The 23,579-nt window shown below is 73.5% G+C and carries 22 protein-coding genes and 1 pseudogene; 15 read left to right on the top strand and 8 right to left on the bottom strand.

Features of this window, described 5'->3' with window-relative positions; all coding sequences use genetic code 11:
- Positions 1-72: 72 nt before the first annotated feature.
- On the bottom strand, positions 73-1,245 hold the full coding sequence (locus Q1V71_RS12120; RefSeq protein WP_300644073.1) for an LCP family protein: 1,173 nt from the start codon (positions 1,243-1,245) through the stop codon (positions 73-75).
- 182 nt (positions 1,246-1,427) lie between these two features.
- Between Q1V71_RS12120 and Q1V71_RS12115 the strand changes: the two genes are divergently transcribed.
- The gene (locus Q1V71_RS12115) at positions 1,428-3,026 is read left to right on the top strand and encodes an AlkA N-terminal domain-containing protein (protein ID WP_367280141.1); all 1,599 of its coding nucleotides are present in this window, start codon (positions 1,428-1,430) and stop codon (positions 3,024-3,026) included.
- 2 nt (positions 3,027-3,028) lie between these two features.
- Positions 3,029-3,511 carry a methylated-DNA--[protein]-cysteine S-methyltransferase gene (locus Q1V71_RS12110; protein WP_300644072.1) on the top strand — a complete coding sequence of 161 codons (483 nt, stop codon included), beginning with the start codon at positions 3,029-3,031 and terminating at the stop codon, positions 3,509-3,511.
- A 172-nt stretch (positions 3,512-3,683) separates the two neighbouring features.
- Here Q1V71_RS12110 and Q1V71_RS12105 read toward each other — a convergent pair whose 3' ends face one another.
- Entirely contained in the window at positions 3,684-4,415 is a 732-nt protein-coding gene (locus Q1V71_RS12105; RefSeq protein WP_300644071.1) for an IclR family transcriptional regulator, read from the bottom strand.
- A 216-nt stretch (positions 4,416-4,631) separates the two neighbouring features.
- Between Q1V71_RS12105 and leuC the strand changes: the two genes are divergently transcribed.
- From leuC to Q1V71_RS12090, 3 genes are all read left to right on the top strand, one after another.
- Positions 4,632-6,032 carry a 3-isopropylmalate dehydratase large subunit gene (leuC, locus tag Q1V71_RS12100; protein ID WP_300644070.1) on the top strand — a complete coding sequence of 467 codons (1,401 nt, stop codon included), beginning with the start codon at positions 4,632-4,634 and terminating at the stop codon, positions 6,030-6,032.
- A gap of 14 nt (positions 6,033-6,046) precedes the next feature.
- Positions 6,047-6,634: a 3-isopropylmalate dehydratase small subunit gene (gene leuD, locus Q1V71_RS12095; protein WP_300644069.1), complete on the top strand. Its 588-nt coding sequence runs from the start codon at positions 6,047-6,049 to the stop codon at positions 6,632-6,634.
- A 140-nt stretch (positions 6,635-6,774) separates the two neighbouring features.
- Positions 6,775-7,515, top strand: a complete 741-nt coding sequence (locus tag Q1V71_RS12090) for an HU family DNA-binding protein (protein ID WP_300644068.1) — start codon at positions 6,775-6,777, stop codon at positions 7,513-7,515.
- 112 nt (positions 7,516-7,627) lie between these two features.
- On the opposite strand, the gene cofC is transcribed toward Q1V71_RS12090, so the two are convergent.
- Positions 7,628-8,317, bottom strand: a complete 690-nt coding sequence (cofC, locus tag Q1V71_RS12085; RefSeq protein ID WP_300644067.1) for a 2-phospho-L-lactate guanylyltransferase — start codon at positions 8,315-8,317, stop codon at positions 7,628-7,630.
- Positions 8,318-8,448: 131 nt separating this feature from the next.
- On the opposite strand from cofC, the pseudogene Q1V71_RS20060 reads away from it, so the two are divergent.
- A pseudogene (locus Q1V71_RS20060) lies at positions 8,449-9,287 on the top strand (lysophospholipid acyltransferase family protein).
- Positions 9,284-10,297: an NAD(P)H-dependent glycerol-3-phosphate dehydrogenase gene (locus Q1V71_RS12070; protein ID WP_300644064.1), complete on the top strand. Its 1,014-nt coding sequence runs from the start codon at positions 9,284-9,286 to the stop codon at positions 10,295-10,297. Before Q1V71_RS20060 ends, Q1V71_RS12070 begins: the two are co-directional and overlap by 4 nt.
- 107 nt (positions 10,298-10,404) lie before the next feature.
- Here Q1V71_RS12070 and Q1V71_RS12065 read toward each other — a convergent pair whose 3' ends face one another.
- Positions 10,405-11,511, bottom strand: coding sequence for an aminotransferase class I/II-fold pyridoxal phosphate-dependent enzyme (locus tag Q1V71_RS12065; protein WP_300644063.1), 1,107 nt, complete (start codon positions 11,509-11,511; stop codon positions 10,405-10,407).
- A gap of 61 nt (positions 11,512-11,572) precedes the next feature.
- On the opposite strand from Q1V71_RS12065, the gene murF reads away from it, so the two are divergent.
- Both murF and Q1V71_RS12055 read left to right on the top strand, forming a co-directional pair.
- Positions 11,573-12,940, top strand: coding sequence for a UDP-N-acetylmuramoyl-tripeptide--D-alanyl-D-alanine ligase (gene murF, locus Q1V71_RS12060; protein WP_367280142.1), 1,368 nt, complete (start codon positions 11,573-11,575; stop codon positions 12,938-12,940).
- Between the two features lie 11 nt (positions 12,941-12,951).
- Complete coding sequence (locus Q1V71_RS12055) at positions 12,952-14,049, top strand: D-alanine--D-alanine ligase family protein (protein WP_300644061.1); 1,098 nt, start codon at positions 12,952-12,954, stop codon at positions 14,047-14,049.
- An 85-nt stretch (positions 14,050-14,134) separates the two neighbouring features.
- On the opposite strand, the gene Q1V71_RS12050 is transcribed toward Q1V71_RS12055, so the two are convergent.
- From Q1V71_RS12050 to Q1V71_RS12040, 3 genes are all read right to left on the bottom strand, one after another.
- A complete protein-coding gene (locus Q1V71_RS12050; RefSeq protein WP_300644060.1) occupies positions 14,135-15,130 on the bottom strand; it encodes a D-alanine--D-alanine ligase in 996 nt (331 codons plus the stop codon).
- Between the two features lie 54 nt (positions 15,131-15,184).
- Positions 15,185-15,610 carry a DUF3515 family protein gene (locus tag Q1V71_RS12045; protein WP_300644059.1) on the bottom strand — a complete coding sequence of 142 codons (426 nt, stop codon included), beginning with the start codon at positions 15,608-15,610 and terminating at the stop codon, positions 15,185-15,187.
- Between the two features lie 83 nt (positions 15,611-15,693).
- Positions 15,694-15,930: an Lrp/AsnC ligand binding domain-containing protein gene (locus Q1V71_RS12040; protein WP_166320689.1), complete on the bottom strand. Its 237-nt coding sequence runs from the start codon at positions 15,928-15,930 to the stop codon at positions 15,694-15,696.
- 197 nt (positions 15,931-16,127) lie between these two features.
- Between Q1V71_RS12040 and Q1V71_RS12035 the strand changes: the two genes are divergently transcribed.
- Positions 16,128-17,117 (top strand): thiamine-phosphate kinase, encoded by a 990-nt coding sequence (locus Q1V71_RS12035; protein ID WP_300644058.1) that lies wholly within the window; start codon positions 16,128-16,130, stop codon positions 17,115-17,117.
- A 203-nt stretch (positions 17,118-17,320) separates the two neighbouring features.
- Here Q1V71_RS12035 and rpmB read toward each other — a convergent pair whose 3' ends face one another.
- Positions 17,321-17,506 (bottom strand): 50S ribosomal protein L28, encoded by a 186-nt coding sequence (gene rpmB / locus Q1V71_RS12030; RefSeq protein ID WP_179531565.1) that lies wholly within the window; start codon positions 17,504-17,506, stop codon positions 17,321-17,323.
- Between the two features lie 184 nt (positions 17,507-17,690).
- On the opposite strand from rpmB, the gene Q1V71_RS12025 reads away from it, so the two are divergent.
- The 5 genes from Q1V71_RS12025 to Q1V71_RS12005 form a co-directional block, all read left to right on the top strand.
- Entirely contained in the window at positions 17,691-19,403 is a 1,713-nt protein-coding gene (locus Q1V71_RS12025; RefSeq protein ID WP_300644057.1) for a DAK2 domain-containing protein, read from the top strand.
- The gene (locus Q1V71_RS12020) at positions 19,400-21,619 is read left to right on the top strand and encodes an ATP-dependent DNA helicase RecG (RefSeq protein ID WP_300644056.1); all 2,220 of its coding nucleotides are present in this window, start codon (positions 19,400-19,402) and stop codon (positions 21,617-21,619) included. The genes Q1V71_RS12025 and Q1V71_RS12020 overlap by 4 nt, the downstream gene beginning before the upstream one ends.
- A 202-nt stretch (positions 21,620-21,821) precedes the next feature.
- The gene (locus tag Q1V71_RS12015) at positions 21,822-22,799 is read left to right on the top strand and encodes an IS481 family transposase (RefSeq protein WP_300644055.1); all 978 of its coding nucleotides are present in this window, start codon (positions 21,822-21,824) and stop codon (positions 22,797-22,799) included.
- Between the two features lie 10 nt (positions 22,800-22,809).
- Positions 22,810-23,448, top strand: a complete 639-nt coding sequence (rsmD, locus tag Q1V71_RS12010; RefSeq protein ID WP_300644054.1) for a 16S rRNA (guanine(966)-N(2))-methyltransferase RsmD — start codon at positions 22,810-22,812, stop codon at positions 23,446-23,448.
- A gap of 2 nt (positions 23,449-23,450) precedes the next feature.
- Positions 23,451-23,579 (top strand): adenylyltransferase/cytidyltransferase family protein (locus tag Q1V71_RS12005; protein WP_300644074.1); only part of this gene is annotated, 129 nt, incomplete at its 3' end.

Genomic DNA, 23,579 nt, shown 5'->3' with positions numbered 1-23,579 from the left:
CGGGGCCCCCCCCCCCCCCCCCCCCCCCCCGCAATCCCCCCCGCACGGGGGCCGCTGCCCGCCGGGGAGGGGTCAGGCGCAGAGGCCGTTGGCCAGCGCCTCGGCGGCCTCCTCCTGCTCCTCGGCGGCCCGCTCGGGGTCGGTCGTGGGGGAGGCGGTGTCGGTGGGGGTCGGGTCGGCCGACGACGTACCGACCGGGTCCTTGGCGCTGATCGAGCCGCGATCGAGCTTGCGGGGCAGCCCCTTGTCCTTGGCCACGCGCTTCCACAGCTTGGCGGCCTTGTCGGACCAGACCAGGCGGTTGGGGTCGGGCTCGTAGGCCTCGTTGGGCACGGTGACGAACTCGATGTCACCCAGGCCGGTGCTGCGGAACTGCAGGGCCAGGTCCACGAGGTCGGGGATCGAGCCGAGCTCCTCGTCGACCGTGATCGAGCGGGTGGCGGCGGAGAGGAACCGGTAGACGCGGTCCGGCCGGGTGAGGGTCCCGGCGGAGACGACCTTGTTGACCATCGAGGCGATGAATGCCTGTTGGCGCTTCATCCGCCCGAGGTCGGAGTTGGCCGAGAGCACGTACCGCTCACGCACGTAGTTGAGCGCCTGGCGGCCCTCGAGGGTCTGGGTGCCGGCCTCGAAGAAGATGTTGCGGACGGGGTCGTTGACCTCCTTCGGGATGCAGACCTCCACGCCGCCGACGGCGTCGACCATGTCGACGAAGCCATTGAAGTCGACGGTGACGTAGTGGTCGATGAGCACCCCGGTCAGCTGCTCCATCGTCTGGATCGTGCAGGCCGGACCGCCGAGCGCGAAGGCGGTGTTGAACATCTCCAGCTCACCGCCGGGGATCGTCTCCCCGTCCTCGCCGATGCAGTCGGGCCGCGTGACGAGCGCGTCGCGGGGCAGCGAGATGCCGTACGCCTCCTGGCGGTCGGCCGAGACGTGCAGGAGCAGGGTGGTGTCCGACCGGCCGCCGCCGGCCTCGCCGTCGATGGCGCAGCCCTCGCACGAGCGGTCGTCAGTGCCCATGACGAGGATGTTGAGCGGCTCCATCGGTCCCTCGACCTCCTCCTTCTCCGGCCGGTCGGTCAGCATCTTCGTGACGTCCTCGGAGCGGATGCCGCCGTCGAGCTCGCGGTAGGCCAGCGTCACGCCCCCGGCCGTCAGCACGGCGAGGACGAGCTGGGTCACCAGGACCACCCGCACGACGGTGCGGCGGTGGGTCCGGTCGGCGCGGAGGTGGTCGGGCACAGCCGCATCCTCCACCCCGGAAGGGCTCCCCGTCCGCATCCCCGCGGAAGCCGGTGGGTCAAGAGTCGGCGTGTCTCCGGCGTACGTCGCAGGGCGGGTCGTCACGGGGGCGACCATGACCCCGGCACCGCCGTGTCCGATTCCCGCGCGACCCGGCTGGCCGCGACCGCCATGATGGACCCGTGAGCACCCCCGCAGCCGCCCGTGACGAGGCCTCCGTGCCGATCGCGACGACGCGGCTGGACCCGGGTCCCTGCTACGCCGCGGTGCGCTCGCGGGACCGCCGCTTCGACGGCGTGTTCTGGACGGCCGTGCGCACGACGGGCATCTACTGCCGGCCCTCGTGCCCCGCCCGCACGCCCGCCCCGGGCAACGTCACCTTCCACCCGACGGCGGCCTCCGCCCAGGCCGCCGGCTACCGCGCGTGCAAGCGCTGCCTGCCGGACGCCACCCCGGGAAGCCCCGAGTGGGACCTGCGCGCCGGTGTGGCCGGCCGCGCCGTGCGGCTGATCGCCGACGGGGTCGTGGACCGCGAGGGCGTCGAGGGGCTGGCCCGTCGGGTCGGCTACACCCCGCGCCACCTCGGGCGGGTCCTGGTCGCCGAGCTCGGCGCCGGACCGCTCGCCCTGGCCCGCGCACGCCGGGCCCAGACCGCCCGGGTGCTCATCGAGACCACCGACCTGGGCTTCGCCGACATCGCGTTCGCAGCCGGGTTCGCCAGCGTGCGGCAGTTCAACGACACCGTCCGCGAGGTGTACGACGCCAGCCCCACCGAGCTGCGGCACCGCACGTCCCGTGGCGCACCCGAGCCCGGGCCCGAGGGCACCCTGACCCTCCGGCTGCCGGTCCGCACCCCGTTCGCCGCCTCGGCGCTGCTGGACTTCCTGGCCTACCACCTGGTCCCGGGCGTGGAGACCGCCGGCCCCGGGTGGTACGCCCGCACCCTCGACCTGCCGCACGGACCGGGCGTGCTGCACCTGGCGCTGGCCGACCCGCCCGAACCCCGGGAGCGGGACCCACGGCCGGTCGGCGGGACCACCCAGGTCCTGGCCACTTTCACCCTCGCCGACCTGCGCGACACCACGGCCGCGGTGGAACGGACCCGTCGGTTGCTCGACGCCGACTGCGACCCGCTGGCCGTCGCCGAGCACCTCGGATCCGACCCGGTGCTCGGTCCGCTCGTCGCCCGCCACCCGGGCCTGCGGGTGCCGGGGCAGGTCGACGGCGAGGAGACCGCGATCCGCACCGTGATCGGTCAGCAGGTCTCGGTGACCGGCGCCCGCACCGTCACCGGTCGCATCGTCGCTGCCCACGGGGTGCGGGTCGACACCGGCGTACCCGGTCTCACGCACCTCTTCCCGCGCACCGACGTGCTGGCCGCGGCCGATCCCGAGACGCTCCCGATGCCCAGGGCGCGGGGCCGAGCCCTGGTGGGACTCGCGGCGGCCCTGGCGGGTGGCGAGGTGTCGCTGGACCGCGGCCCGGAGCGCGACGCGGTCCGCCAGCGGATGCTGGCCCTGCGCGGCATCGGGCCCTGGACCGCCGACTACGTGGCCATGCGGGCGCTGGCCCACCCCGACGTCTTCCTGCCCACCGACGTCGGCGTGCGGATCGCCCTGACCCGCCTCGGCCTCGACCCGGCCGCCGAGGTCGCCCGCGCCGACGCCTGGCGGCCGTGGCGCTCCTACGCCCTGCTGCACCTGTGGCAGACGCTGATGCCGCCCGCACCCGCCCCTGTTCCCGCCGAGCCCGACCCGACCCCAGCCGTCCCGGAGGACTGACCATGTGGACCGAGATCGACAGCCCGGTGGGCAGCCTTCGCCTTGTCGAGCGGGGCGGGTCGCTGACCGCGATCGAGTTCGAGCCGCACCGCGACGGCGACGGCCGCCCGCGCGGCGCCCGTGAGGACGACCACCCGGTCCTGGTCGAGGCCGCCCGCCAGCTGGCGGCGTACTTCGCCGGCGACCTCACCGACTTCGACCTGCCGCTCGCCCCCGAGGGCAGCGACTTCCAGCAGCGGGTCTGGACCCAGCTGCGCACGATCGGCTACGGAGAGACCGCGACGTACGGCGCGATCGCGCACCGCCTCGGCATGACCAACGCCGCGTCCCGGGCCGTCGGGCTGGCCAACGGCCGCAACCCGATCCCGATCGTCATCCCGTGCCACCGCGTGATCGGCGCGGACGGCACGCTCACGGGGTACGCCGGGGGGCTGGAGCGCAAGCAGGTGCTGCTGGACCTGGAGCGCACCGACGCCCTGTGGTGACCACGCACGCGCCAGCGGGCGCGGTCGTCGGTGGTCGAGCGAGCGGCACGGTGGGGTGGCACGGTGGGGTCGCGCCGATACCCGGGTACCCGGGTATCGGTGCACATACCGGGGACTGCAAAGGCCGAGAAGTGCATGGATACCCGGGTACCCGGGTATCCACCGGACCGAGCTACGCCGGCTGACCCTCCGCTGCTGCCCGTCGCAGCGACTCCGACAGCCGCTCGGCGGCGGCCATGACGGCGGGTGCGTGCATGCGTCCGGGCTGGCGGGAGAGCCGCTCGAGCGGGCCGGAGACGGATACCGCGGCAATGATCTTGCCGCTGGGGGAGCGGACGGGGGCGGACACCGAGGCCACGCCCTGCTCGCGCTCACCGACGGACTGGGCCCAGCCGCGGCGGCGGATGCCGGAGAGGGCGGCCGCGGAGAAGGCGGCGTTCTGCAGGCCGCGGTGCATGCGCTCGGGGTCCTCCCACGCCAGCAGCACCTGGGCGGCCGAGCCTGCGCGCATGGTCAGCTGGGTGCCGACGGGGATGGTGTCGCGCAGGCCGGAGGGACGCTCGGCCGCGGCCACGCAGACACGGTGGTCGCCCTGTCGGCGCCACAGCTGCGCGGACTCGCCGGTGATGTCGCGCAGGCGGGCCAGGACGGGACCGGCGGTGGCGAGGAGGCGGTCCTCGCCGGCGGCTGCGGAGAGCTCGGCCAGGCGGGGGCCGAGGACGAAGCGGCCCTGCATGTCGCGGGCCACGAGGCGGTGGTGCTCCAGTGCGACCGCGAGGCGGTGGGCCGTGGGGCGGGCCAGGCCGGTCGCGCTGACGAGCCCGGCGAGGGTCGCGGGGCCCGACTCCAGCGCGGTGAGCACGATGGCGGCCTTGTCGAGCACTCCGACTCCACTGGTGTCCATATGGCAATACTGCAGTCTCGGATCATGGGATGACAAGGAAAGTGTGACGCGGTGTGACGTGTGCCTCACCGCGGCGCGAACGGCCCGATCCGCGGTTTCGCGGTCCACCTGGCCGACACCGGTCGCGTCTCGCATCTCGGGACTCGCGTCTCACGACATGGGATCGGCGGCGTACGCTCCTCCTCGAAGTCAGAGGTCGTCACGAAGGAGTGCGTCATGGGCAGGACCCTTTCCGAGAAGGTCTGGGACGAGCACGTCGTCCGGTCCACACCCGGGGAGCCGGACCTCCTCTACATCGACCTGCACCTCATCCACGAGGTCACCTCGCCCCAGGCCTTCGACGGGCTGCGCCTGGCCGGCCGCCGGGTCCGCCGTCCCGACCTGACGCTGGCGACCGAGGACCACAACGTCCCGACGATCGACTGGGACAAGCCGATCGCCGACCCTGTCTCCCGCACCCAGGTCGAGACGCTGCGCAAGAACGCCGCGGAGTTCGGCGTGCGCCTGCACCCCCTCGGTGACCTCGACCAGGGCATCGTCCACGTCGTCGGTCCGCAGCTGGGCCTGACCCAGCCCGGCATGACGATCGTGTGCGGCGACAGCCACACCTCCACCCACGGCGCGTTCGGTGCGATCGCCTTCGGCATCGGCACCTCCGAGGTCGAGCACGTGCTCGCCACGCAGACGCTGATGCAGGCCAAGCCCAAGACGATGGCGGTGACCGTCAACGGCACGCTGTCCGAGGGCGTGACCGCCAAGGACCTGATCCTCTACCTCATCACCCAGACCGGCACCGGCGGCGGCCAGGGCTACATCGTGGAGTACCGCGGTGAGGCCATCGAGGCGCTCTCGATGGAGAGCCGGATGACGGTCTGCAACATGTCGATCGAGTGGGGCGCCAAGGCCGGGCTGATCGCGCCGGACCAGACGACCTTCGACTACATCGAGGGTAAGCCCGAGGCGCCGAAGGGCGCCGAGTGGGACGCCGCCGTGGCGCACTGGAAGACCCTCGTCACCGACGCGGACGCGACCTTCGACAAGGAGATCGTGATCGACGCGGCCGACGTCACGCCGTTCGTCACCTGGGGCACCAACCCGGGCCAGGGCGCGCCGCTGGGCGCCAACGTCCCGACCCCCTCGGACTTCGAGGACGAGCAGGACCGGATCGCCGCCGAGAAGGCACTGGAGTACATGGGTCTCGAGGCCGGCCAGCCGCTGCGCTCGGTCAAGGTCGACACGGTCTTCGTCGGCTCCTGCACCAACGGTCGGATCGAGGACCTGCGGCTGGCCGCCGAGATCATCAAGGGCCACAAGGTCGCCGAGGGCACGCGGCTGCTCGTCGTCCCCGGCTCCGTGCGGGTGCGCCTGCAGGCGATGGAGGAGGGCCTGGACAAGGTCTTCATCGAGGCCGGCGCCGAGTGGCGCGGGGCGGGCTGCTCGATGTGCCTGGGCATGAACCCCGACACGCTCGACCCGCAGGAGCGCTCGGCCTCGACGTCGAACCGCAACTTCGAGGGCCGGCAGGGCAAGGGCGGTCGTACGCACCTGGTCTCGGTCCCCGTCGCCGCCGCCACCGCCGTCAAGGGCACGCTCGCCTCGCCCGCCGACTTGGTCTGAGAGGAACACGCGTCATGGAGAAGTTCACCTCCCACACCGGCACGGCCCTGCCGCTGCGCCGCAGCAACGTCGACACCGACCAGATCATCCCGGCGGTCTACCTCAAGCGCGTGACCCGCACCGGGTTCGAGGACGGGCTGTTCGCCGCGTGGCGCAACGACCCGGAGTTCGTGGCCAACAAGCCGGAGTACGCCGGGGTCTCGATCCTCGTGGCCGGGCCCGACTTCGGCACCGGCTCCTCGCGCGAGCACGCCGTGTGGGCGCTGATGGACTACGGATTCAAGGTCGTGCTCTCGAGCCGGTTCGCCGACATCTTCCGCGGCAACTCCGGCAAGGCCGGGCTGCTGTCGGTGCCGGTGGAGCAGGACGTCATCGAGCAGCTGTGGGACGCCGTCGAGGCCGACCCCACCACGCAGGTCACCGTCGACCTGGAGGCGCGCACCGTCACCTGCGGCGACCTGGTCGCGCCCTTCCAGATCGACGACTACACGCGCTACCGCCTGCTCAACGGTCTCGACGACATCGGCATCACGCTGGGTCACGAGGACGACATCGCAGCCTTCGAGGCGACCCGCCCGGGCTTCAAGCCCGTCACCCTCTGACGAGGTCGCATCCCTCACGCTGTGAGGAAATGCCGATGTGATGCGGCGTTGGTGATTGTGAGCGGGGCCACGAATCCCTAGCGTGCAAGGAAGTCGAGCGCGTGCTCGGCGCTCTCCAGGTTTGCACGAAGGGAAATCCTGTGAACAAGACCCAGCTCATCGACGCGCTGTCCACGCGCTTCGAGGGGAACAAGAAGGCAGCCGCACACGCGCTCGAGTCCGTCCTCGACACGATCACCCGCGAGGTGGCCAAGGGCGAGAAGGTGGCCATCACCGGCTTCGGCTCGTTCGAGAAGCGCGTGCGCGACGCACGCTGGGTGCGCAACCCGCGCACCGGCGAGCGGATGAAGGCCAAGAAGACGGCCGTCCCGAAGTTCACCCCCGGGCAGGACCTCAAGAACATCGTGTCGGGTGCGAAGAAGCTCCCGAAGGTCGCCGCTGCCAACGCCTCCAAGGCCGCCAGCGCTGCCGCGGCCCCGGCCGCCAAGGCCGCGGGTGCGGTGAAGAAGGCCGCCCCCGCGAAGAAGGCGCCCGCCAAGAAGGCCGCTCCTGCCAAGGCTGCTGCTGCCAAGAAGGCGCCCGCCACCAAGGCCGCGCCGGCCAAGACCGCCGCCAAGAAGGCCCCGGCCAAGAAGGCTCCCGCCACGAAGGCCCCCGCCACGAAGGCAGCGGCCACGAAGGCTCCGGCCACGAAGGCTGCGGCGAAGAAGGCCCCGGCCAAGAAGGCCAGCACGGCGGCGAGCTCCAGCGCCACGAAGTCGACGGCCTCGAAGTCGACCGCGGCCAAGAAGGCGCCGGCGAAGAAGGCCCCGGCCAAGGCCGCCGCCAAGAAGGCTCCCGCGAAGAAGGCCCCGGCCAAGAAGGCAGCCTCCAGCTCCTGACACCTGCTCCGCTCCACCAGCTCGACCGGGCCCGTCCGCACCTCGTGCGGGCGGGCCCGGTCACGTCCGGGACCGCGTCCGGGGCCGGGGGTGCGGCGGTGCCGACGCGACGTCAGAAGAGCGCGAGCGCGTCCAGCACCCGCTGCGTGTGCGGCCCGACGCCGAGATCCGCCGCGGCCCGCAGGTCCACGAGGTCGTCGACGTCACGGCGCAGCGTCGTCAGGGCTCCGGAGAGCTCGACCGCCCCGGCGTCGAGGTGCGCGTGCCGCGACGCACCACCGAAGCGGGGGTCGAAGCGCTCGTGCGGGGCGAGGTAGCAGCTGGTCCCGAAGCCCGCGGCGTCGGCCACGAAGGCCGGTCCGCCGCCGTGCTCCTCGAGCTCGCGCAGCGCCGCACCGAGGTCCTCGGGTCGCAGGCAGGGGAGGTCCGCGCAGACGGTCACCGGCCGCAGGTGCGGCCACCGGCGCCGCGCCTCGGCAGCGGTCTCGCGCAGCGTCGCGTTGAGGTCGCCCCCGGTGCCGTCGGGGATGCAGGGCGCGCCGATCGCCCGCAGGGCGGAGGAGAAACGTGCGTCGTCGGTCGCCACCAGCACGGCCTCGACGCGCGGTGTGGCGAGGCAGGCCGTCACGGTGTCGAGCGCGAACGCCGCGGCCAGCTCGACCCGGGCCCCGTCGGGCACCCCGACCAGCCGGGACTTGCCGCGGTGCGGCGGCTTCACCGGCAGCATGACGACGTACGACGGCGGCACGGCGCTCGGGTCGGGCGCGCCCCCGGAGGGTGCCGCGGACAGGCTCTCGGACATCTCCGCCATCCTCGCAGGCCGACCACGCCCGGCCCGGCGGGGCCCGGCGCTCGGCCGCTCCGCGACTCTGTGTCGCGCGACCCGGTCCGCGCCTGTCGTGACGCCGGTCGCAGGACGAGTAGCCTGCGCGGGTGAGCGTGCGGAAGCTTCAGGAGCGACGGGGATGGGCCTTCTCCGTCGCGGTCGGCATCATCAAGCCCACCCTGCTGGCCACCACCACCCGGGACTGGCGCCACGGCGACCGGATCCCCGCCTCCGGGGGCTTCGTGCTGGCGCTCAACCACATCTCCCACGCCGACCCGCTGACGGCCGCGCACATCGTCTACGACCACGGTCGGCTGCCTCGCTACCTCGCGAAGTCCGGCCTGTTCCGCAACCCGCTCCTGGGCCGTTTCATGCACGCCCTGGGCCAGATCCCGGTCGAGCGCGAGGGCAAGGGGCCGTGGCGTACGCCGCTGCGGTCGAGGCCGTCCGCCGCGGCGAGTGCGTCGTGGTCTACCCCGAGGGGTCGATCACCCGTGACCCCGACGGCTGGCCGATGACAGGCAAGAGCGGCGCCGCGCGAATCGCGCTCGAGACCGGCTGCCCGGTCCTGCCCGTGGGTCAGTGGGGTGCGCAGCGGCTGCTGCCGCCGTACTCCAAGAAGCTGCACCTGCTGCCGCGCACGCGCATCACGATGTCGGTGGGGGAGCCGGTGGACCTCGAGGACCTGCGTGCCCGCGAGCTGACCCCGGACGTCGTGCACGAGGCCGCCGACCGCATCCTGGCCGCGATCACCGCGCAGCTGGAGGAGGTCCGCGGCGAACGGGCTCCCGCGGAGCGCTACGACATGCGGGTGCTCGGTGATCCCTACGGCAAGTACGGCCGGGGCACGCGTGCCGAGGAGCAGGAGGCGCGGGCCGCGCAGGAGAAGGACGCCCAGGAGCAGGACAGCCAGCAGGGCACGAGGAACCGGAGGGAGAGCGCGTGAGCGAGCAGTGGGGGAAGGTCGCGGTCTTCGGCGCGGGGTCGTGGGGGACGGCGTTCTCGATCGTCCTGGCCGACGCCGGCAACGACGTGACCATCTGGGCCCGTCGTGACGAGGTGGCCGAGGCCATCAACACGACCCGGGAGAACTCCGAGTACCTCCCCGGCATCGAGCTGCCGCCCAACCTCGTGGCCACCCACGATGTCGAGAGCGCCCTCGACGGCGCCGACGTCGTCGTGTGGGCCACGCCCTCGCAGTCCTTCCGCGAGAACCTCCGCGAGTGGGCGCCGCACGTCGCCCCCGACGCGGTCATGGTCTCGCTGATGAAGGGGGTCGAGCTCTCGACCCTGTGCCGCATGAGCGAGGTCATCGCGCAGGAGACCGGCGCCGGCCCCGAGCGGATCGCCGTGGTCAGCGGACCCAACCTGGCCAAGGAGATCGCCCGTCGGGAGCCGGCCGCCGCCGTGGTCGCCTGCGCCGACGGCGACGTCGCCACCCGGCTCCAGCAGCGGGTCCACAGCCCGGCCTTCCGCCCCTACACCTCCGTCGACGTGCTCGGCTGCGAGCTGGGCGGCGCCTACAAGAACGTCGTGGGCCTGGCCGTCGGCATGGCCGTCGGGCTCGGCTTCGGCGACAACACCACCGCCTCCATCATCACCCGCGGCCTGGCCGAGACCGCTCGCCTGGCGATGAAGCTCGGGGCCGACCCGCTGACCCTCATGGGGCTCGCGGGCCTGGGCGACCTCGTGGCCACCTGCTCCTCGCCGCTCTCGCGCAACCGCACCTTTGGCGAGAAGCTCGGCCAGGGCATGACCACCGAGGAGATCTACGCCAGCACCCGCCAGGTCGCCGAGGGCGCGAAGTCGTGCTCCTCGCTGCGCGCGCTGGCCGAGGAGTCCGGCGTGGACGCCCCGATCGCGACGTACGTCGACGACGTCGTCGCCGGCCGGCTCACCGCCCAGGGGATGATGGACGCCGTCCTCGCCCGCGACACCAAGTCCGAGCGGGACTGAGCGAGCAGCCGACTCCGAGGAACGAGGAGTCGGCGTGGGCGAGCGAAGGTCGAGCAAGCCCGCGGCTGAGGGACGAAGCCGCGTCGGGCGTGTCGAGACCGCGTGAGCTACCCGCGATCGGTGACCACCTCGACGAGCCCGTCCAGCGCGGCGCCCAGGTCCGCCCAGAGGTCCTCGACGTCCTCGACCCCGACCGAGAGCCGCACCAGTGCCTCCGAGACGTGCTGGGACTCGCCCTTCCAGCGGCGGCGGCGCTCCAGGGTGGACTCGACGCCACCGAGGCTGGTGGCGAAGACCCACAGGCGGGTCTTGCGGGTGAGCAGGTCGGCCGCGAGCGGACCGGCGGCGAGCTCGATGCTGACGATGCAACCGAAGCCGGGGTAGCGGACCCTGGCCACGGCCGGGTGCTCGTCCAGGCGGCGGGCCAGCTCCATCGCGTTGGCCTGCGCGCGCTCGACCCGCAGGTGGAGGGTACGCAGGCCGCGCGTGGCCAGCCAGGCCTCGAGGGTGCCGGGGGTCGAGCCCTGGAGCTCGCGGCGCTGCCGCAGCACGGGGTAGAGCTGCTCGTCGGCGGTGACGAGCGCGCCGAGCAGCACGTCGGAGTGCCCGGAGAGGTACTTCGTCGCCGAGTGCAGGACGATGTCGGCGCCCGCGGTGATCGGCTGCTGGAGCAGCGGGGTCGCGAAGGTGTTGTCGACCACGACGTAGGCACCGACCTCGTGGGCGCGGGTGCAGATGCGCTCGAGGTCGGCGACGTCGAGGTTGGGGTTGGTGGGGGACTCGACCCAGACCAGGGCGACGTCCTCGTCGAGGGCGGCGAGCACCGCGTCGGTGTCGGCGATGTCGACCAGTCGGGAGGTCAGGCGGCCGCGCAGCTCGAGGTCGGCGATCTGCGCCAGGCTGCCCTGGTAGGCCGCGTCCGGGGCCACCACGAGGGCGCCCTGTCCCACCAGGTCGAGGACGGTGGAGACCGCGGCGAGCCCGGAGGAGAAGGCCAGTGCACGGCCGCCCTCGAGCCGACCGAGGACGTCCTCGAAGGCCTCCCAGGTCGGGTTCCCGCTGCGGCCGTACTCCCGCTCGCCGCCGCCCACGAACGTCGAGGCCATCGTGATCGGGTGGTTGAGCGGCTGGTCCGCCTCGTGCCGCGGGCGTCCGGCCGTCACGGCCACGGTCGAGGGGCTCAGGGGTCGGGCATCGGGGCGGTCGTCGGCCATGGCGACACAGTAGGTGCGAGCCCCTCCCGGCCCCTGCCCTAGGGTCGGACGCGTGATCGCGATGAGCCTGGCCCAGGTCGCCGAGGTGGTCGGTGGCACCGTGCAGGGGGAGCCCGGAGCGGGGGACGTCGTCGTCGACGGCCCGGTCGTCGTCGACGGCCGGGAGGCGGCTGCCGGCAGCCTCTTCGCCGCGTTCGTGGGGGAGCGGGTCGACGGCCACGACCACGTCGACCAGGCCGCGGCCGCGGGAGCGGTGGCGGTGCTGGGCAGCCGGCCCACGGGCCTGCCCACGGTCGTGGTCGAGGACGTGCGCTCCGCGCTCCAGCTGCTGGCGTCGTACGTCGTGGGGCGGGTGCGCGCGGAGGGCGACCTCACCGTGCTGGCCCTGACCGGCTCCCAGGGCAAGACCTCCACCAAGGACCTGCTCGCGGCCGTGCTCGGTGGGGCCGCGGCGACCGTCGCCACCCGCGCATCGTTCAACAACGAGCTCGGCATGCCGCTCACGGCCCTGCGGGTGGAGCCGGGGACCCGGTTCCTCGTGCTGGAGATGGGCGCGCGGGGCCGCGGGCACATCGCCGAGCTCTGCGCGCTGGTGCGCCCCGACGTCTCGGTGGTGCTCAACGTGGGCCAGGCGCACCTGGGGGAGTTCGGCTCCCGCGAGGCGATCGCCGAGGCCAAGGGCGAGCTGGTCGAGGCGCTGGCCGCCGACGGCACCGCGGTGCTCAACGCGGGCGACCACCGGGTCGCGGCGATGGCCGCCCGCACCAGCGCACGGGTGATGTCCTTCGGCGACGTGCCCGGTGCCGACGTCCGGGTCGAGGACCTCGCGCTCGACCGGCTGGGCCGCCCGACCTTCCGGCTCGTCACCGCCGACGCCAGCGCCGAGGTCACCCTGAGGCTGGTCGGCGCCCACCAGGCGCTCAACGCCGCCGCCGCGGCCGCCGCCGCCCTGGCCACCGGTCTCGACCTGGCCGACGTCGCGACCTCGCTGTCGCAGGTCGAGACGCTGTCGCAGTGGCGGATGGAGCTGCGCGAGCTCGAGCGCGGCGTCGTCGTCCTCAACGACTCCTACAACGCCAACCCCGACTCCGTGGGCGCCGCCCTGGAGGCGCTGGTGTCGATCGCCGCCGACGACTCCTCGACCCGGACCATCGCGGTGCTGGGGGAGATGCGCGAGCTCGGGGACGCCCACGAGGCCGAGCACCGCGGCGTCGGGCGCCGCGCCGCCGAGCTCGGCGTGGACCGGGTGGTGGTCGTCGGCGAGGCCGCCCGCGGCATCCACGAGGGAGCCGGCGAGCGGTCGGTGCTGCTCGCCGACAACGCCGCCGCCGTGGCCTGGCTGGCCGAGCACGTCACCGAGGGTGACGTGGTCCTCATCAAGGCCTCCCGCGGCGCGCGCCTCGACGAGGTCGCAGCGACCCTCCAGTAGCCTCGCGCCCCATGACCGACCCCAGCACGCCCCTCACGTCCGGCCCCGGTCGCAAGGTCCGCGTGGCCCTGGTCTTCGGCGGCCGCTCCGGCGAGCACTCCATCTCCGCGGCCACCGCCGCCGGGGTGATGAAGGCGATCGACCGCGAGAAGTACGACGTGCTCCCGGTCGGCATCACGCGTGACGGCGAGTGGGTGCTGCCCTCGCGGGAGGCCCGGTTCGAGCTCACCTCCGGCGCGCTGCCGGAGGTCACCACCGAGGGCGGCACGGAGATCTCCGGGCTCGCGGAGGCCGGCCCCGTCGACGTCGTCTTCCCCCTCCTCCACGGCCCGTACGGCGAGGACGGCACGATCCAGGGCCTGCTGGAGCTCGCGGGTGTGCCGTACGTCGGTGCCGGCGTGCTCGCCTCCGCGGTCGGCATGGACAAGGCGTACATGAAGCTCGTCTTCGCGGGGCACGGCCTGCCGGTCGGGCCCTACGTCGTCGTCAAGCCCCGCGACTGGGAGCAGCGCGCCTCCGAGGTGGTCGACCGGATCTCGCGCGAGCTGGCGTTCCCGGTCTTCGTGAAGCCCGCCCGCGCCGGTTCCTCGCTCGGTGTCACCCGTGTCGACGACGTCTCCGGCCTGGCCGACGCGATCGAGGAGGCCCGCTTCCACGACCCGAAGGTCCTGGTGGAGCAGGGGATCGAGGGCCGCGAGATCGAGTGCGCGGTGCTCGGCGGCCGCGACGGTGCCGCGCCGCGTGCCTCGGTGCCCGGCGAGATCGTGGTCGACCACGACGAGGCGAGCTTCTACGACTTCGAGTCGAAGTACCTCTCCGCCACTCACGCCCGGACCGATGCCCCCGCCGACCTGCCCGACGACGTGGCCGACCGGGTCCGCGAGCTCGCGGTCGAGGCGTTCGAGGCGATCGGCGCGGAGGGCCTGAGCCGCGTCGACTGCTTCGTCACCCCGGCCGGGGAGGTGCTGCTCAACGAGATCAACACCATGCCCGGTTTCACGCCCATCTCGATGTACTCCAAGATGTGGGAGGCCAGCGGCCTGTCCTACACCGACCTGGTCGACGAGCTGATCCAGCTGGCGCTCGAGCGGCCGGTCGGGCTGCGCTGAGGCCGCGGGGGGAGTTCCAGCGGCCGGCCGATGAAGCTGACGCACGGCCGCTGGAGCCGACCGCAGCCCGCGCGCCCCGACGGCCTCAGCCCAGCGTGCGCCGCAGCAGGTCGAGGGTGACCTGGCCGAGCGACGTGCCCGACAGCGTGCAGGCGAACGGCATCACCGAGGTCTCGGTCGTGCCCGGGGTGATGGCGGTCTCGAGCACGACGTACGTGCCGTCGGCGGAGACGATGAAGTCGGAGCGGGACACGTCGGAGAGCCCGAGCACCTGGTGGGCCCGCACGGCCGTGCGGCCGAGGTCCTCGATCAGCTCCTCCGGCAGGTCCGGACGCGCGAGGCCCACGAACTCGGCGGTGTAGCGGGCGGAGAAGTCGAACTCGTGGCCCTTCTCGTACTGCACCGACACCGGGGTCAGCGCGCGCACGCCCTGCTCGTCCTCCACGCACACGACGCTGACGTCGATGCCGTCGTGGAAGCGCTCGATGAGCGCGTCCTCGCAGTAGGCGTAGGAGCGCACGAGCGCCGAGGGCAGGGCGTCCATCCCGTCGACGCCGGTGACACCGAGGGCGCTCCCGCAGCGGGTCGGCTTCACGACCACGCGCTCGCCGAGGCGGTGCATCACGTGCTCCATCAGCGCGCTGGCACCGATGTCGCGGAAGGTCTGGGCCGAGAGCCCGACGCTCTCGGGGACGGGGATGCCCTGGCGGCGCAGCAGCTCGCGGGCGGTGCCCTTGTCGAAGGCGACCCGGCAGGCGTGGCTGTCGGAGCCGACGAAGGGCATCCCGATCAGGTCCAGGAGGGTCTGGATCTCACCGTCCTCGCCGAACTGCCCGTGCAGCGCCGGGACGGCCGCGACCACCTTGTCCTGCTCGAGCTGGTGCAGCAGCTGGCGGTCGAAGTCGTACGCCGCGGCCTCGACCCCCACCGCGCGCAGCTCGCGCACGAGGTTGCGGCCGCTGGCCAGGGAGACGTCGCGCTCGTGGCTCAGGCCGCCGGCGATGACCGCGACCGGGCCCGGCAGCACGGCGTCGTCGCCCGCGCCGTGGCCGCCTTCGACAGGGCTCCCCAAGGTGCTCATGGGCTCAGCGTCCCACACGCGGCCGACGGTCCTGCCCGCGCCTGCAGCCAGTGCCTACTGGCAGCGGCTGACCCGCTCCAGGTGCTCGGTGACCGGCTCGGCCAGGGCGGAGAGCACCTCCAGGGAGAACTGCCCGCGCTGCTCGGCGGAGAAGACGACCGCGACGCGCGGGCGCACGCCGATGGCGGTGGCGGTCACGGACGAAGCGGGGTCCGAGAGCTCGTCGGGGTCGATGAACCAGCCGACCCCCAGCACCTCGTCGCACTCGGAGGTGTCCAGCAACGTGGCCGGCTCCGGTGCGCCGCAGGTCAGCGTCGCGTCGGCCGCAGCCTCCGGGAGGTCGGCGAGGAACGCCTCGCACGCCGTCTGCTCCTCGGCGGAGAGGGAGACCGGTGCGACGGGGTCCGGCTGCGCGGCGTCGTCGGAGCACCCGGCCGCGAGGGCGGCCACGAGCAGCAGGGGCGGCAGGGACAGGGACACGGCGACGCCCCGGGTCCCTCGGGACCCGGGGCGTGCGCGGCGTACGTCGGTGAGCACCGTCGTCCAGCGGTGGGGCGGGTGCCTCAGATGTGGACGACCGGGCAGGTCAGGGTGCGGGTGATGCCGTCGAGGTTCTGCACCTTCGAGACGACCAGCTTGCCGAGCTCGTCGACGTTGCGGGCCTCGGCGCGCACGATGACGTCGTAGGGGCCGGTGACGTCCTCGGCGAGGGTCACGCCCTTGATCTGGGCGATGGCGGTGGCGACCTCTGCGGCCTTGCCGACGTCGGTCTGGATCAGGATGTAGGCCTGGACGACCATCGTGCTCTCCCTAGGTTCGGTTGCGCGGCGGCGCTGCCGCGGACACCTCACTGCGGCGCCGAGTGCAACCTACCGCCCGCGGCCCCCGACCACGACAGCCGCCCGGTCGCCCGGCCACCGCCGCCCGGGGCTGCCCGTGGCAGCCGGGGCCTGCGGGCGGTGCCCGGCCGCCGCGCCACGGGTGGTGGGATGGACCCATGGTGGACGCACGGCACGGTGGAGCGGCGGCGGGGACGAGCGGGCTGGACCCGGCGGCGACGGTGGCCGACGTGGGGGAGTTCGCGCTGATCGACGCCCTCACCGCCCTCTTCGACCAGGGCGAGCAGGTGCTCGTCGGCCCCGGTGACGACGCAGCGGTCCTGCGCATCCGCAACGGCCACGTGGTCGTCTCCACCGACCTCCTGGTCGAGGGCCGGCACTTCCGCCGCGACTGGGTGCCGGCCGTCGACGTGGGCCACCGTGCCGCCGCGCAGAACCTCTCCGACGTCAACGCCATGGGCGGGCGCGCGCACAGCCTGACCGTCGGCATGGCCGTGCCGGCCGACCTGCCGGTCTCCTGGGCGCTGGAGTTCGCCGCGGGCTTCGCCGAGGAGTGCCGCGCGGTCGGCGCCAGCGTGGTCGGCGGGGACCTCACGCGCGGGGACCAGCTGGTCGTCGCCGTGACGGTCCTGGGCTCGTGCACGGTCTCGCCGGTGCTGCGCAGCGGTGCCGAGCCCGGCGACGTGGTCGCGCTGGCCGGGCGCCAGGGCTGGGCCGCCGGCGGTCTGGCCGTGCTCGGCCGCGGCTTCCGCTCGCCCCGGGTGCTGGTCGAGGCCTACCGACGGCCGGAGCCGCCGTACGACGCCGGGCCGGAGGCCGCCGCGGCCGGTGCGACCGCGATGGTCGACGTCTCCGACGGGCTGCTGTCCGAGGCGGCCCACCTCGCCCGCGGCTCGGCGGTCGCCATCGACCTGCGCACCGAGGCGCTGGAGGTGCCCGAGCCGCTGCTCGCCGTGGCGGCCGCGACCGGCGCCGACCCGCTGTCCTTCGTGCTGGGCGGGGGCGACGACCACGCGCTGCTCGCGACGTTCCCGCCGGGGGCGACCCTGCCCGCGGGGTTCCGGGTCATCGGGTCGGTCGCGGAGGGGGAGGGCGTCACCGTCGACGGGGCTGCGTACGACGGGGTCGCGGGGTGGACGCACTTCTAGGGTGCTGCCTGTGGTCGCCGACCACAGGTAGCTCACGCGGTCTCGACACGCGGGTCGCGACTTCGTTCCTCAGTCGCGCCGCTCGCTCGACCGCCGTTGTTTCGTGTGCCCGCTCGCCTCGCTGCGCTCGCCGAGGGGGCAAACGAAACGGCCGCCACCTGTGCAGGTGACGGCCGGTCCGGCATGCTCCGTTGGTCAGTGCCTCAGCGCGAGACCTTGCCCGCCTTCAGGCAGCCGGTGCAGACGTTCATCCGCTTCGGGGTGCCGTTGACGACGGCGCGGACGCGCTGGATGTTGGGGTCGAAGCGACGCTTCGTGATCTTGCGCGACCACGGCCGGTTGTTGCCGAAGCCAGGCTTCTTGGCGCAGATGTCGCAGACGGCAGCCACCGTGAACTCCTGAGGATCGATGTTGAACGAGTCGTGAGGGCCCATCCGACCGCTGCACGGTGGTCTCACCGCGGCCGCGCCGGTCTGGGCAACCGCACCAGAGTATCGCCACACCCCCCGAACGCCGAATCGAGGCCGGAGCGTCCCCGCCCCGCCGTCGGTGGCGACCACTAACCTCGGGGCCGTGCCCGACCCGCAGCCCGATGAGCAGACGTCCATGGTCCCCGAGGGGGTCGAGGTGCTGCCGCGCGGGGTCAGCCTGGAGGGCGTCGTGCGCTTCACCGACGTCGCGGTCGCGGCGCTGGAGTCCGCCCGCGAGGAGGTGGACGCGCTCAACGTCTACCCCGTGCCCGACGGTGACACCGGCACCAACATGTACCTCACGATCGCCGCGGCCCGCGACGCGGTCGAGCGGGCGGTCGTCGAGGCCGGCGGACCCGAGCGCTGCGGCGTGGGCCGCGGGCTGGAGGCGCTCGGCCGCGGTGCGCTGCTCGGCGCCCGCGGCAACTCCGGCGTCATCCTCAGCGAGATGCTGCGCGCCCTGGCCCGCCGCCTGGGCAGTGCGACACCGGAGGACCGCGCTGCCCTGCTCATGGCCGAGGGCATGCACCTGGCGGCCGATGCGGCGTACGCCGCCGTCGGCACCCCCGTGGAGGGCACCATGCTCACCGTGGCGCGGGCGGCGGCCGACGCGGCCGCCGAGCGGGCCACGGACCCGGATGCCAGGACCCGCGACGTCGTGGCCGCGGCCGCGGCGGCGGCGCGGGAGGCGCTCGCCCGCACGCCCGACCAGCTGCAGACCCTCAAGGACGCCGGGGTCGTCGACGCCGGCGGCCGCGGCTTCAGCGTCGTGCTCGACGCGGCCGAGACGGCGCTGACCGGTCGGGTGCCGCCCACGGTGCGCACCCGGATCGGCACCCACCACATCCCCGTCCCGCAGCTGCGCCACGACCACGCCGCGCCGGGGGCCGACCTCAGCGAGGACGGGCCCGCCTACGAGGTGATGTACCTCCTCGACGCGCCCGCCGAGCGGGTCACGACCCTGCGCGAGCGGCTGGCCGGGCTCGGCGACAGCCTCGTGGTGGTCGGTGACGAGGAGCTGTGGAACGTCCACGTCCACGTCGACGACGTGGGTGCTGCGATCGAGGCCGGCATCGAGGCCGGCCGCCCGCACCGGATCCGGGTCACGCACTTCGCCGAGCAGGTGGCCGAGCGGGCGGTCAGGCGCGAGGGCCGCGCCGTCGTGGTCGTCTCCGCCGGGCCCGGCCTCACCTCGCTCTTCACCGAGGCCGGAGCCGTGGTGGTCGAGGGTGGCCCCGGTCGGCGCCCCTCCACCGGCCAGCTGCTGGAGGCCATCACCGGCTGCCAGGCCAGCGAGGTCGTCGTGCTGCCCAACGACCCCGACTCCGTGCGGGTCGCCCAGGTGGCGGCGTCCACCGCCGAGCAGGACGAGGGCATCCGCGTCGTGGTCGTCCCGACCACCGCCCAGGTCCAGGGGCTGGCCGCGATCGCGGTGCACGAGCCCGGTCGCGCCTTCGACGCCGACGTGCTCGAGATGACCGCGACGGCCCGGCACGCCCGCCACGGCGCGGTCACCGTCGCCGCCCGCCAGGCCATGACCATGGCCGGGCCGTGCGAGCCCGGCGACGTGCTGGGCGTCGTGGCCGGTGACTTCGCGGTCGTCGGCCAGCAGCTCGACGAGGTGGCGGCCGAGGTCGCCGACCGGTTGCTGCGCGGTGGTGGCGAGCTGGTCACGATCGTGGCCGGGGCCGAGGACCCCGACGGTGCGGCCGCCGCGCGGCTCGCCGGCTGGATCGAGGAGCACCACCCGCTCGCCGACGTCGTCGTCTACGAGGGGGGCCAGGAGCGCTACCCGCTGCTGGTGGCGGTCGAGTGATCACACCGGACTCGCCGGTCGAGGTGGTGCTCGGCGACGCCAAGCCCAAGAAGGTCAAGGCCGTCGTCGAGGGCCTGGGCCTGCGGACCGTGGGCGACCTGCTGCTCCACTTCCCGCGCCGCTACGTCAAGACCGGCGAGCTCACCGAGATCGAGGGCCTGCACGACGGCGAGATGCTCGTCGTGGTCGGGCGGATCGCGCGGTGCGACCGCCGGCAGTACACCGACCGGCGCACCGGCCGCACGGCGTACCGCGTCGAGGCGCTGCTGGAGACCGACGGGCCGCGGCTGTCGATGACCTTCTTCGCCAAGGCGCCCCACGTCGCCGCGTGGCACGAGCAGCGGCTGGCCGTGGGGCGTCGCGGGATCTTCCAGGGCAAGGTCGGCCGCTTCCGCGACAGCTGGCAGCTCACCAACCCGCAGATGGTGCTGATGGGCACGCCGGGGGAGGACGCCGCCCAGCTCTCGCTGGAGACCCTGGGCGACCTCTACCCGATCTACCCGCTCTCGGCCGGGGTGGAGTCCTGGGACCTCCAGCGCGCCGTGGCCTTCGCGCTCACCGTGGTCGAGGAGCTGCCCGAGCGGCTGCCCGAGGCGCTGCGCGAGACCGAGGGACTGCTCGACGTGCGCACGGCACTGGAGTGGGTCCACCGGCCCAGCGACTACGGCCAGGTCACGCGCGCCCAGCAGCGCTTCCGCTTCGAGGAGGCGCTGACCACCCAGCTCGTCCTGGCCCGCCGGCGCCGCGCGCTGCAGGCCCAGGGCGCCCGTCCCCGCACCGGCGGCGGCGGGCTGCTGGCCGCCTTCGACGCGCGGCTGCCCTTCGAGCTCACCGCCGGGCAGCGCGAGGTCGGCGCCGAGATCGAGGCCGACCTGGCACGCCCGCACCCGATGAACCGGCTGCTCCAGGGCGAGGTCGGCTCCGGCAAGACCCTCGTGGCGCTGCGCGCGATGCTGCGGGTCGTCGACTCCGGCGGCCAGGCCGCGCTGCTCGCGCCGACCGAGGTCCTGGCCCAGCAGCACCACCGTTCGCTCACCGCGATGCTCGGCGACCTGGCCGGCGGCGGGATGCTCGGCGGGCATCCCGAGGCGACCTCGCTGGAGCTGCTCACGGGGTCGATGACCAAGGCCCAGCGCACCGCGCCCCTGCTGCGGCTCGCCTCGGGGGAGGCCGGCCTCGTCGTCGGCACCCACGCCCTGCTCGAGGACGTCGTGCAGTTCGCCGACCTCGGCCTGGTGGTGGTCGACGAGCAGCACCGGTTCGGGGTCGAGCAGCGCGCGGCGCTGACCGACAAGGCCGGCACCCCGCCGCACGTCCTGGTCATGACCGCCACGCCGATCCCGCGCACCGTCGCCATGACCGTCTTCGGCGACCTCGAGACCTCGACCCTCTCCGAGCTGCCCGCCGGTCGCGCGCCGATCCAGACCACCGTCGTGCCGCTCGCCGACGCCCCGCGCTGGATCGACCGGGTCTGGCAGCGCGCCCGAGAGGAGGTGGAGAAGGGCCACCAGGTCTACGTCGTGTGCCCGCGCATCTCCGGCGACACCTCCGAGCAGGGCGAGTCCGACGCCCCCGCGGTGGAGGGCGAGACCCGCACCGACCGTCCCCTCGCCGCCGTGGAGGAGGTCGTCGAGGAGCTGGCCGCCGGGCCGCTCGCCGGGCTCCGGGTCGGCCTGCTGCACGGCCGCCTGCACCCCGAGGAGAAGGACCGCACCATGCGCGCGTTCGCCTCCGGCGACGTCGACGTGCTCGTCTCCACCACCGTCATCGAGGTCGGCGTCGACGTCGCCAACGCCACCACGATGGTGCTGCTCGACGCCGACCGGTTCGGCGTCTCCCAGCTCCACCAGCTGCGCGGCCGCGTCGGCCGCGGCGGGCTGCCCGGGCTCTGCCTGCTCGTGAGCCACGCCGAGGTCGGCACCCCCGCCCGCGAGCGGCTTGACGCGGTCGCGGCCACCACCGACGGCTTCGAGCTCAGCCGGGTCGACCTGGAGCAGCGGCGCGAGGGCGACGTCCTGGGTGCCTCCCAGTCCGGGTTCCGCTCCAGCCTCAAGGACCTGCGGGTCCTGCGCGACGAGAAGACGATCGTGCGCGCCCGCGAGGTCGCCGGTGCGCTGCTCGACGACGACCCCGACCTCGACGGCGCTCCGCTGCTCGCGACGCTGGTGGCCGAGCTCGAGGAGTCCGTGCGCGCGGAGTTCGCCACCCGCTCCTGACGACTCGGCACCGGTTCGAGGGTGACTCGGCACCGGTTGGAGGGTGAGTCGGCACCGGTTCGAGGGTGAGTCGGCACCGGAGCCCTAGGTGTACTGACCACGGACGTTAGGTACGGCGTGCCTGCTGGACGATGACGAAGACCTCCGGGTGAGGTGTGAAGCGACCAAGCATTCACTCGCTCACGAAACTCCGGAGGTCTTCGTGTCTCACGCTAACGCCCAACTGACCCCTGCCGGCCGCCTGCGGCTGGCCCAACTCGTCGTGGACAAGGGATGGACGCTGCGCCGCGCCGCCGAAAGGTGGAACTGCTCGGTCACAACAGCCAAGCGATGGGCCGACCGCTACCGCGCTCATGGCCGCGACGGGATGGTCGACCGGTCCTCACGCCCGAAGACCTCGCCACGGCGCACACCCTCGCGGGTCGAGCGACGGGTGCTCGGGCTGCGGGTCTCTCGGCGCTGGGGACCGGCTCGCATCGCCTACCGGCTGAAGATGGCGGTCTCGACCGTGCACAAGATCCTGCGCCGTTACGGCTGCCCGCCGCTGGCATGGACCGACCCGGCGACCGGGGTCCGCATCAAATGGTCACGGAAGAAGGCGCACTCCTACGTGCACGAGGCTCCTGGCGACCTGGTCCATGTAGACATCAAGAAGCTCGGCCGGATCCCCGACGGCGGCGGCTGGCGCGTCGTCGGGCGCCAGGCCGGGCGCAAGAACTCTGGACAGCGCGGCACCGGCTACTGGTACATCCACAACGCCGTCGACGACTGCTCCCGGCTCGGCTACAGCGAACTGCTCACCGACGAGAAGAAGGAGACCGCCGCAGAGTTCTGGACGCGCGCCAACGCCTACTTCGAAGCCGCTGGCATCACGGTGAAGCGAGTGCTCACCGACAACGGCTCCTGCTACCGATCCAAGCTCTTCGCCGAGGCCCTCGGCGACGACATCGCCCACAAGCGAACCCGCCCCTACAGGCCCCAGACCAACGGCAAGGTCGAGCGATTCAACCGCACCATGCTCGAGGAATGGGCCTACGCCCGCGCATACGGCTCCGAGTCAGAACGAGCAGCCAGCTTCACCGACTGGCTCCACACCTACATTCACCACCGCGGTCACACCGCACTCGGCGGCAAGTCACCAGCCGACCTCGTACCCAACCTGCGTGGACAGAACACCTAGGGTGGCGCCCGTGACCCGGATCATCGGCGGCTCCGCGGGCGGACGGCACCTGGCCACACCCCGGGGCGAGGCCACCCGGCCCACCAGCGACCGGGTGCGCGAGGCCCTCTTCTCCGCGCTGGAGTCGTGGTTCGGCACGTGGGAGGGCGTGCGCGTCCTGGACCTGTACGCCGGGTCGGGGGCGCTCGGGCTGGAGGCATGCAGCCGCGGCGCCGAGCACGCCCTGCTCGTGGAGAAGGACCGCCGCACGGCCCAGCTGGTCGCCGCCAACGCGCGCGAGCTCGGGCTGGCCCGCGCCCGGGTGGTGGGCGGCACCGTGCGCAGCACCCTCGCGGGGCGGCCGGAGGCGGCGTACGACCTGGTGCTGAGCGACCCGCCGTACCCGTTGGAGGACCAGGAGGTCGACGCGGACCTGGCCGCGCTGGTGGCGCACGGCTGGCTCGCGGACGAGGCGATGGTCGTGGTGGAGCGGTCACGCCGCAGCCCCGAGCCGCGGTGGCCCGCCGGGTTCGGCTCCACCCGGCGGCGCAAGTACGGTGAGACGACGCTCTGGTCGGCCGTGTGGCAGCCGGGCGGCACCGACCAGCAGGACCGACCCGAGACCCCCGACCCTGGCAGCACCGAGCAGGCGCGGGACGAGCAGGAGTGAGCGTGCGCCGAGCAGTCTGTCCCGGCTCCTTCGACCCGGTGACCAACGGCCACCTCGACATCGTCGGGCGCGCCGCGGCCCTCTTCGACGAGGTGGTGGTGGCGGTCGGGGTCAACAAGTCCAAGTCGAGC

This window comes from Nocardioides sp., assembly GCF_030149505.1.
GTDB lineage: Bacteria > Actinomycetota > Actinomycetes > Propionibacteriales > Nocardioidaceae > Nocardioides.
The sequence above is the reverse complement of the archived record's forward strand: the minus strand, read 5'-3'. Positions and strand labels throughout refer to the sequence as shown.

Bases quoted from the DNA above. Each gene is read 5' to 3' on its own strand.
- Q1V71_RS12110 (WP_300644072.1), top strand. From the start codon at position 3,029: ATGTGGACCGAGATCGACAGCCCGGTGGGCAGCCTTCGCCTTGTCGAG.
- Q1V71_RS12105 (WP_300644071.1), bottom strand. From the start codon at position 4,415: ATGGACACCAGTGGAGTCGGAGTGCTCGACAAGGCCGCCATCGTGCTC.
- leuC (WP_300644070.1), top strand. From the start codon at position 4,632: ATGGGCAGGACCCTTTCCGAGAAGGTCTGGGACGAGCACGTCGTCCGG.
- leuD (WP_300644069.1), top strand. From the start codon at position 6,047: ATGGAGAAGTTCACCTCCCACACCGGCACGGCCCTGCCGCTGCGCCGC.
- cofC (WP_300644067.1), bottom strand. From the start codon at position 8,317: ATGTCCGAGAGCCTGTCCGCGGCACCCTCCGGGGGCGCGCCCGACCCG.
- Q1V71_RS12065 (WP_300644063.1), bottom strand. From the start codon at position 11,511: ATGGCCGACGACCGCCCCGATGCCCGACCCCTGAGCCCCTCGACCGTG.
- murF (WP_367280142.1), top strand. From the start codon at position 11,573: ATGAGCCTGGCCCAGGTCGCCGAGGTGGTCGGTGGCACCGTGCAGGGG.
- Q1V71_RS12055 (WP_300644061.1), top strand. From the start codon at position 12,952: ATGACCGACCCCAGCACGCCCCTCACGTCCGGCCCCGGTCGCAAGGTC.
- Q1V71_RS12050 (WP_300644060.1), bottom strand. From the start codon at position 15,130: ATGAGCACCTTGGGGAGCCCTGTCGAAGGCGGCCACGGCGCGGGCGAC.
- Q1V71_RS12040 (WP_166320689.1), bottom strand. From the start codon at position 15,930: ATGGTCGTCCAGGCCTACATCCTGATCCAGACCGACGTCGGCAAGGCC.
- Q1V71_RS12035 (WP_300644058.1), top strand. From the start codon at position 16,128: ATGGTGGACGCACGGCACGGTGGAGCGGCGGCGGGGACGAGCGGGCTG.